Annotated in this window: 9 protein-coding genes; 4 read left to right on the forward strand and 5 right to left on the reverse strand. The window is 53.0% G+C overall.

Features of this window, described 5'->3' with window-relative positions; translation table 11 throughout:
• Positions 1-616 precede the first annotated feature (616 nt).
• Positions 617-1,123, reverse strand: a complete 507-nt coding sequence (locus Q0241_RS14995; RefSeq protein WP_299378895.1) for a hypothetical protein — start codon at positions 1,121-1,123, stop codon at positions 617-619.
• 133 nt (positions 1,124-1,256) lie between these two features.
• Here Q0241_RS14995 and Q0241_RS15000 point away from each other — a divergent pair, with 133 nt between their 5' ends.
• From Q0241_RS15000 to Q0241_RS15010, 3 genes are all read left to right on the forward strand, one after another.
• Positions 1,257-2,153 carry a cation transporter gene (locus Q0241_RS15000; RefSeq protein WP_299378897.1) on the forward strand — a complete coding sequence of 299 codons (897 nt, stop codon included), beginning with the start codon at positions 1,257-1,259 and terminating at the stop codon, positions 2,151-2,153.
• Between the two features lie 64 nt (positions 2,154-2,217).
• Positions 2,218-2,466 carry a DUF3703 domain-containing protein gene (locus Q0241_RS15005; protein WP_011784791.1) on the forward strand — a complete coding sequence of 83 codons (249 nt, stop codon included), beginning with the start codon at positions 2,218-2,220 and terminating at the stop codon, positions 2,464-2,466.
• Positions 2,467-2,537: 71 nt separating this feature from the next.
• Entirely contained in the window at positions 2,538-3,482 is a 945-nt protein-coding gene (locus tag Q0241_RS15010; protein WP_153741791.1) for an IS5 family transposase, read from the forward strand.
• Between the two features lie 134 nt (positions 3,483-3,616).
• On the opposite strand, the gene Q0241_RS15015 is transcribed toward Q0241_RS15010, so the two are convergent.
• A complete protein-coding gene (locus tag Q0241_RS15015) occupies positions 3,617-3,898 on the reverse strand; it encodes a hypothetical protein (protein ID WP_299378906.1) in 282 nt (93 codons plus the stop codon).
• A gap of 43 nt (positions 3,899-3,941) precedes the next feature.
• The gene (locus Q0241_RS15020; RefSeq protein WP_299378908.1) at positions 3,942-5,258 is read right to left on the reverse strand and encodes an IS1380 family transposase; all 1,317 of its coding nucleotides are present in this window, start codon (positions 5,256-5,258) and stop codon (positions 3,942-3,944) included.
• 120 nt (positions 5,259-5,378) lie between these two features.
• Here Q0241_RS15020 and Q0241_RS15025 point away from each other — a divergent pair, with 120 nt between their 5' ends.
• A complete protein-coding gene (locus Q0241_RS15025; protein WP_299378910.1) occupies positions 5,379-5,864 on the forward strand; it encodes a hypothetical protein in 486 nt (161 codons plus the stop codon).
• 320 nt (positions 5,865-6,184) lie between these two features.
• Here Q0241_RS15025 and Q0241_RS15030 read toward each other — a convergent pair whose 3' ends face one another.
• Both Q0241_RS15030 and Q0241_RS15035 read right to left on the reverse strand, forming a co-directional pair.
• Positions 6,185-7,210, reverse strand: a complete 1,026-nt coding sequence (locus Q0241_RS15030; RefSeq protein WP_299378912.1) for an IS110 family transposase — start codon at positions 7,208-7,210, stop codon at positions 6,185-6,187.
• Positions 7,211-7,495: 285 nt separating this feature from the next.
• Positions 7,496-7,974 (reverse strand): oxidoreductase C-terminal domain-containing protein (locus Q0241_RS15035; RefSeq protein WP_299378914.1); only part of this gene is annotated, 479 nt, incomplete at its 5' end.

The raw sequence follows: 7,974 nt of genomic DNA on the forward strand, positions 1-7,974 counted from the left end.
TTTGCGTCTATATATGAGCAGATTAGAAGCCTTTTATTTTCAATTGCTTATAGCCAAAAATCTTCGCCCTTTATTTTTTGATGCATCCGACTAATGCTGATAACCGTTGAAAGGAACTCTTGGCGAGCTCTTAGTCTGCTCACACCAAGGGAACCCTGTGAGCAGAGGCTTTGAGGGGGGGCGGCCCACAAAGATGCTCTGCTTACACCATTTTGAGCAGCGGCTGTCCTGCTGCTTACACCACCGGAGGGCACAGCTTTCGTGCTGCTTACACCATTTCTAAACCGCTTTTACGGTGCTTATGCAGACATCCCTGTTTCAGTTGCACCGCTGATTAGAGTTTCCGCCCGTTGGTGTTTCGCCGGATTTCTACGGGAATCAAATCTTCCAGTTGTTTCGGGTCCGAGCGTTCGCTCTTGTTTAAGAGCTTAGGAAGCTTTGTTTGGTCGCAAAGCGAACATTCGAAGTAGCGCCCAGAGCACCAACTTTCAGCCGTAAAAGGTCACGGATCGTAGAGACTAAAAGCCAGCTACTGGGCCGTTTTCACAAACGTCAGCCTATCAAACTCGCCAGACACTAAGCGTCTGTTAAACAGAAGTATTTGAAGGCTTCTCGATCACTCTACCTTCAGATTTTGCTGGTATTGCAGCATTTGCTCCATCATCAGCTGCATTTGATCCATGCGCTCCTGCATCATCTGAATTTGTTGCTCGTTAGACAGACTACCACCATTCTTTGATTTACCGCCGCCGTTCATCATGTGCTGACCTCCCATCATGCCGTTTTGTCCACGCATCATGCCGGGGCCCATCATACCGTGATGCATAAAACCCATTTGCTCTTGCATCGCCTCTCTGTGTTCTCGCATCAATTGTTGCCGTTCTTGCGGTGAAGCTTCATCAGGAATGCGTTGCATCAGCTGGTTCATGTGAGACCAGTTCTGGTGCATCTGTTGCATTTGCTCCTGATCCATCATCATGCCAGGACCATGCCCTTGCCATGAGCCTTGATCACCATGCGCTAGCACGAATGCAGGAAAAACCAACAACGCAGCGGTTGCTGTAAGTCCTTTAAATGAAATCATAAAGTTTACCCTCGAAATAAAATTAGACGTCCACACCATCGCACTTATCATTGTAGATCTTTATCCAGACAAACGCCGATTTTGACGACTACTAGTGTAGATTAGTTATTGACCCTGTAGTGGCTACAGGGTTTTAAATTGCATCATTTGTACGAAAACCGGAGCCGAGAAAATGAGCAAACCCTGCAATGGGCAGTGTGGTAGTGAAGACTCTGTCGTAGATGACAAGTTTCAGGGACGCGCCACCGCCGAAACAGGTAGCCAGCTAAGCACCTACAGAATACCAAAAATGGATTGTCCCTCGGAAGAGCGAATGATTCGAATGGCACTGACTGGCGTTGAAAACATTCAGTCGCTGTCATTCGATTTATCGGGTCGTACGTTGGAAATTATCCACCATGGAGAAACCGGTCCTATTACCAGCAAACTGGAAAACCTGGGCCTGGGCGCTTCCTTGCAAAGGACAGAAGACGCCAGCGCTGAATCCGTCAGAGCGGCTGAATCTTCTAAGGCCAACGAAAGCGAAGAATCCGGCACTTTATGGATACTGCTGGCAATCAACGCACTGATGTTTCTGGTCGAGATGACGATGGGCCTGATCGCCCAGTCCGCTGGCCTGATTGCAGACTCGCTAGACATGCTTGCCGATGCCGCCGTCTACGGTCTCGCACTTTACGCCGCTGGGCGCGGCATCACAATGCAGGTCAGAGCGGCCCATGTGGCAGGCATCCTCCAGCTTATCCTTCCCGTCGGTGTACTGGTTGAGGTGGGCAGGCGTTTTCTGTTCGGCAGTGATCCCCAGTCGTCAATGATGATGGCCGTCGCATCTGTGGCCCCTATTGCCAACATCAGTTGCCTGCTCCTGATCGCCAAACACCGTGACGGCGGTGCTCACATGAAAGCCAGCTGGATATTTTCAGCAAACGACGTGGTCATCAACCTGGGTGTAATACTTGCGGGGCTGCTCGTTGCCTGGACCGGTACCAACTACCCAGATCTGATTATTGGGGGAATTGTTGGTGCCATCGTATTGATGGGTGCCAAACGCATACTGGCACTGAAAGGCTGAACCATTCGGAGTCAAATGGTCGATTATTGGCCCGTCGTTGGCATTTCAGGGGGAGTAAACATCGATGCACAGTGAATTGAAGGCGTCCGATCTTACGGAGCTTGAGGCGACACGCAGGGCGGAAGGCGCAGGCGATTTCCAGACAGCCTTCACCCATCTGGAACGTGCCCATATCCTCAGCCAGAGGTATGCTCTGGCGCACGCTGCAACCCACTTACGGATGCTCAGACTGGGTTGGCGAACAAGAGACGTTCGTGAAGTGCTGGGGCAGTCTATTCGAACCATTGCCGCCCTGGTCTTTTCCCGAATTTAGGGAGGCTCTGAATAAGTCTCAAAATCAGCGATAATACGGTCATCGTCAACTGCACAGGATTCGTTGCCACCATGGATCAGATCACCTTCTCCGAAGCCGAGTACCAGACCAAGAAGCGTAAAACCCGCCGCGAGATTTTTCTGGAACGGATGGACAAGCTGATTCCGTGGAAGCAGTTGGAGAAGAAGGTAGCCCTATATTACCCCAAGGGCCAGACTGGCCGGCCACCGTATCCGCTGCCGACCATGCTGCGAGTCCACTGCATGCAATTGTTCTATAACCTCAGTGATCCTGCCATGGAAGACGCATTGTATGAGATCGAATCCATGCGCCAGTTCGCCGGCCTGAAGCTGGACCGATTGCCGGACGAAACCACCATTCTCAAGTTTCGTCATTTCCTGGAGCGCCATGGCCTTGGCAAGGTGTTGTTCAAAGAGGTGAACAAGCACCTGGAGAAAAATGGTTTGATGCTGCGTGAAGGCAGCATTGTGGATGCTTCCATCATTTCTGCACCAAGCTCCACGAAGAATGAAAGCGGCCAGCGCGACCCTGAGATGCGACAAACCAGAAAAGGCAACCAGTGGTACTTTGGCATGAAGATGCATATCGGCGTGGACGATACGCTCGGCTTGATCCACAGCATCGATACCACCGCTGCCAATGTCCACGACATCGTGTCCGCCGGCAACCTTCTTCACGGTGACGAGCTGCGCGTGTTCGGTGATGCCGGTTATCTTGGCATTCAAAAGCGGGATGAGCATAAAGATCGCCAAAATGTATCCTGGTTCATTGCCAAGCGCCCCGGTTCTCGTAAAAAACTGGACGACCGAAAGCTAAAGGCCGAGAAGCTCAAAGCCAGCGCCCGGGCCAAAGTGGAACACCCATTCCGGTACATCAAGCAGGTCTTTGGCTATAGCAAAGTTCGCTATCGCGGCTTGGCCAAAAACAGTAACCGATTGCACTTGCTGGCTGCGTTCAGCAACCTGCTGATGGGTGAAAAATACCTGCTGTCGTAGGGTCAGTTCGCCTGTTTTCCGCCAAAACGGCGGGAAATAGGCAAAAATCGAACAAAACAGAGGGTGATAACGCCAAAATCGCGCTTGAATGGCTTTTTTTCGAGTTGAAAAGCGATTCAGCGATAAATCAGGCGTTAATCAGACCCTCCTAAGGTTTGCGGTACGGTAATAAATTTAGCGCCGAGATTCCAGTAAATCAATACTATAGAGCCAGTCATGCTATTTTCATCCTGAATCAGTGACTTTGCAGGCCAATATACCCCGCAAAGCGCCATCGGCACTAATGTGAGTGAAAACTTGACCAAAAGCAGGTTGATAATGCCTGGAACGTGCAGGCTGAAGTCGACCAGCCACCAGGATTTGGCTGTTTTTTGATCAAGCCAGGGTCGCCAGGCAATAGCGGATTGCCCCGGCATGGTTTCCAGGGTGGTTTTAAGATATGGCCGTTGTCGAATTGGCTTATCCGGAGGAGGCGATTCCTTCGTAAAGATCTTGGTAAACGGCAAAGCCCGGACAGTGCCGGCCAAAGCGCAGGATCCACTGCCGGCCACTATGCACCAGGCGACAGGCCATGGTCATCAGTTCCTGCATCACCGTTCTCAGGCGACGGCGTTTGGCCGGGTGGCGCACCGGCGCATCCGGGCCGGTCAGCCTCAGGCCCATCCAGCGCAGCACGTTGTACCCCATCGTTGCGAAGGCCATGACCAGGTTGTTGGTGTCGAATTTCCCGGACGGAAGTCGTTCCAGGTCCAGGTCGGTCTTGAACTCGCTGTGGAACTGCTCACTGGTGGCGTGATCGCTGTACAGCGCCATGATGTGTTGCTCGTCGGCTACTTCGGCCGGCAACGAGGTCACCCAGCCTTCGAGGCTGACTTCCGGTTCGAGATACAGCTGGCCTTCGGCATCGCTGGTACGAACGGTGACCTTCACGATGCGACGTAGACCGGGCTCGTCCGGAATCGCTTCCGACAGAACCGCTTCCATCTTGCCGTCGCGGTCCAGCGACCAGACTTCCTTGGCCTGGGCCTTGTTTGCCCAAGCCAAGGGATCCTGCTTGCGAGGGTTCCACTTGATCAGGAAGTCGATCTGGTCCTGCTCGCGCAGGAAGTCGCGATTGTCACGGGCATCGTGTGCACTGTCCAGACGCAGCAGGATGGGCTTGTCCGTCAGTGACCGGGCCCGGGGCAAAACCCGTTTGAGGGTATCCAGAAAACCATTATTGGCGTGCTGGCTGCCAGGGCGTAGCTCGCAACCCAGGCACCAGCCTTCCTGGCCCAGATACGCGGCAATGGGTGCATAGCCGTCGTAACCCTTGTAGGTGTAGCTGACACCCTCTTTATGGGTCTGGCTGTTGTCCATGGGAAAGACATCCATATCCAGGGCAACATGGCCCATCGCCAGTGGTGACACCGGCGCTTCGACGGACTGAAGAAATTCAACGCTGGCATCCTCCAGCAATGACGTCAGGGCTTGGGCATCTTCATCAAATCGCTGGCGCAAACGGGCTGAAGATGGCGACTGCTTGATGCCCATGGCCGATTTGAAGAACGGATCTGTTCGTACCGGCTCGGCCGCCTCGAAGTCGCTCTTGCCCAGCGTGATCAGGCCCAGGTAGGTGCGGATCAGCTCAATGTTCGGAATACCGTGGCGCTTGGCGACCGTGCGAGCGGTTTTGATAAGCGACGTGTGCCGGTTCAGGCAGTGGCCCACCAGGGCCAGTCCGCCGTGGGGTGTATAGACTTCGGTTCGGGATTGCTGGAGAGTGAAAGTACGCATGAGCCAAATGCACTGACTGGGTGAATGGATGTCAGGTGCTATTATATCGCCCAAGGCCTTGTTATTGCAGGCTTTGGATACAGTTTCAGCCGGTTGAACTCACGGATTCAGGGGAGTATCTTGAAGCGGGTCTCCAATTCGCAATATGAGAAAGGGATAGCGGATCGCTATCTTTCTTATTTGCGAAAATCCTCAACTCCATATGAAGAACCTTTTCTTATTCCAGAGCTGCGATTCGCCGGTAAAGATAAGAAACACAAATATCGACTTGATTACGCAGTACTAAATCCTTATACGATGAGTAAAACTGGCTTTGAAATAAGCCCGGCATCCACGCATATGAAGGTGGATAGGATTCGTAATGTCACTAAAGTAGAAATGAATGAAGCACTACGTGATGATTGGGCTAAGGAGATGAGCAAACGTAATGAGTATTTTTCTAAATTTGGTATAAATACGATTACATTTACAGACAGAGATTTATCGGATCTGGATGGTTGTTTTTCAGTGATAGAGCAATACCTTTCTGAAAGGGTACGCAAGTTCCCAAGAGTGGAGCAGTCATTGCAAGATGCGCGAGCAGTATTTGCAGAAATTATGCTATAACAATTGGCTGTTGCCGGACGCACCTACGCTACGCTTCGGTACGCCGCAAAGCCAAGCTACATGGACTCCCCCTGCGGTCAAGCAACGCCATTTGATTTCGAAGCGGTTTGAGACTGCAGCTCTACATTCGGCCTCTGTGTGGGCATTGTTGCCCGGGCCAGGATGATGATGCGTGTGAGTGATGACCTCATTCGTTAGTCGGCTTGTTTCAGCCGCAAGGCTTAACAGGTTCAATCACTCTCGGTCTGACCGTTCCGTCATCGCTTGCCGTTGCAAGACTCGGCTGGCAGGCGTGTTCTGCCTGTCGTTGTTGCCCGTTATCAGCCCTCTGCAGGCTGTGTTTTAAACTCGGTTTGGTTCATCAACAGTGCCCAGATAATCCGGGCATTCTTGGCGGCCAATGCCACGGCGGCTCGTTTGTAGCCGCGACGTTCCACCAACCCTTTGGCCCACTGGCTGAGTTGATCGTGTTTGTCGGCGAGTTTGGCAATCACCGCTCGGGTGCCATGGATCAGCAACATTCGCAGGTACTTGTCCCCGCGCTTGGTGATTCTACCCAGCCGGGGCTTGCCTCCGGTCGAGTACTGCCTGGGTACGAGCCCGAGCCAGGCGGCGAAGTGTCGTCCGCTTTTGAACTGTCTGGGATCCGGCGCACTGGCCAATATCGCAGTGGCTGTTTGTGGGCCGATGCCGGGAATGGCCATCAACCGTTTGGCCTGTTCGTCGCGCCGGGCCATGGCTTCGATTTCCCGGTCATAGGCCAGGATCTCCTCATCGAGCTGGAGAATGCGCTGGTTGATGTTGTTGAGTAAACGCCGGGCCAGCATGGGTAAACCATTTTCGGCATCTTCCAGGATTTCGGGAATTCGATGTCGGGCGTGATAGCGCCCTTGAGGAATAATCAGTCCGAACTCGGCCAACAGACCACGAATCTGGTTGATCTGCGCGGTGCGCTCTTTGGTCAGCCCACGGCGGATGCGATGCAGGCACAGAACGGCTTGCTGGTCATCAGTCTTAATGGGAACGAAGCGCATGTTGGGCCGACTGACGGCTTCGCAGATGGCCTCGGCATCGTTGTCGTCGTTCTTGCTGCTCTTGCGATACGGCGTGACAAAGCGGGGCGCAATGATCCGGGCATCGTGGCCGAGTTTGGTTAACTCTCGAGCCCAGTAATGGGCACCGGAACAGGCCTCCATGCCGATCAGGCACGGAGGCAGTTGTGCGAAGAACGCCAGCAGTTTAGGGCGATTGAGCCGTTTGCGAACCACGACCTTGCCGTGTTGATTGGTGCCATGAATACTGAACACAGTTTTCGCCAGATCGATGCCGATGGTTGTAACATTCATGATGACTCCTCCTGCTTTCGATTGAAGACTTCGACACCTTCAATGTGGCACATCGATGCCGTGGGAGCAGGGGGAGTCCATATCATTCGCTATGGTGCTCTCGGTTTACCAGAGCAACAGTAATGTGTCTGGCTACGGGAAATTCCGCCGGTTGTGGCTCACGCATCCTTTGCGCTCACTGAAAGCTGTCGGTCGTAGGATATGATATCCATAGGCCGTATGAGTTGTGCATTGCTTTCGCAATTTTGGGCAAACTAAGGGCACAGCTCTACTCGGTCGTCAATTTCAATTTATGGACTGACCGCTCACCAAGGACTTCAGTTCAATATCCGGATCCTTCAACATTTCAGGATTGACCTGCCTGCGTTGTTGAACGAGGGTCTTGCCGACCATAAAAGCGATGGGCAGGTTGACCGCATCAACAGCAATGACACAGCCATCGCGGAGATAGAACACCGCAAATCCCTTGTCTTCCGGGCTTCCGCGCAGCACACGCTGATCATGATGTTGCGACAACCCCACCATCTGCAGACGCACGTCATATTGGTTCGACCAGAACCATGGAGCGCTGTTATAGGGTTTCTCCTCGCCCATCAGGGTTGCCGCCGCTGTCCGGGCCTGATCAACCGCGTTGGCGACAGATTCAAGGCGCTGCATCTTCTCGAAGAAAAGATTCCGGTGGCGGGTAGAGGCGCCGATCGCCAGGATGGCGGGATCTTCTGTGCGGGTAAACTCGTCAACAATAATGCCGTCATCACAGGGCA

This window comes from uncultured Kiloniella sp. (assembly GCF_937128705.1).
GTDB lineage: Bacteria > Pseudomonadota > Alphaproteobacteria > Kiloniellales > Kiloniellaceae > Kiloniella.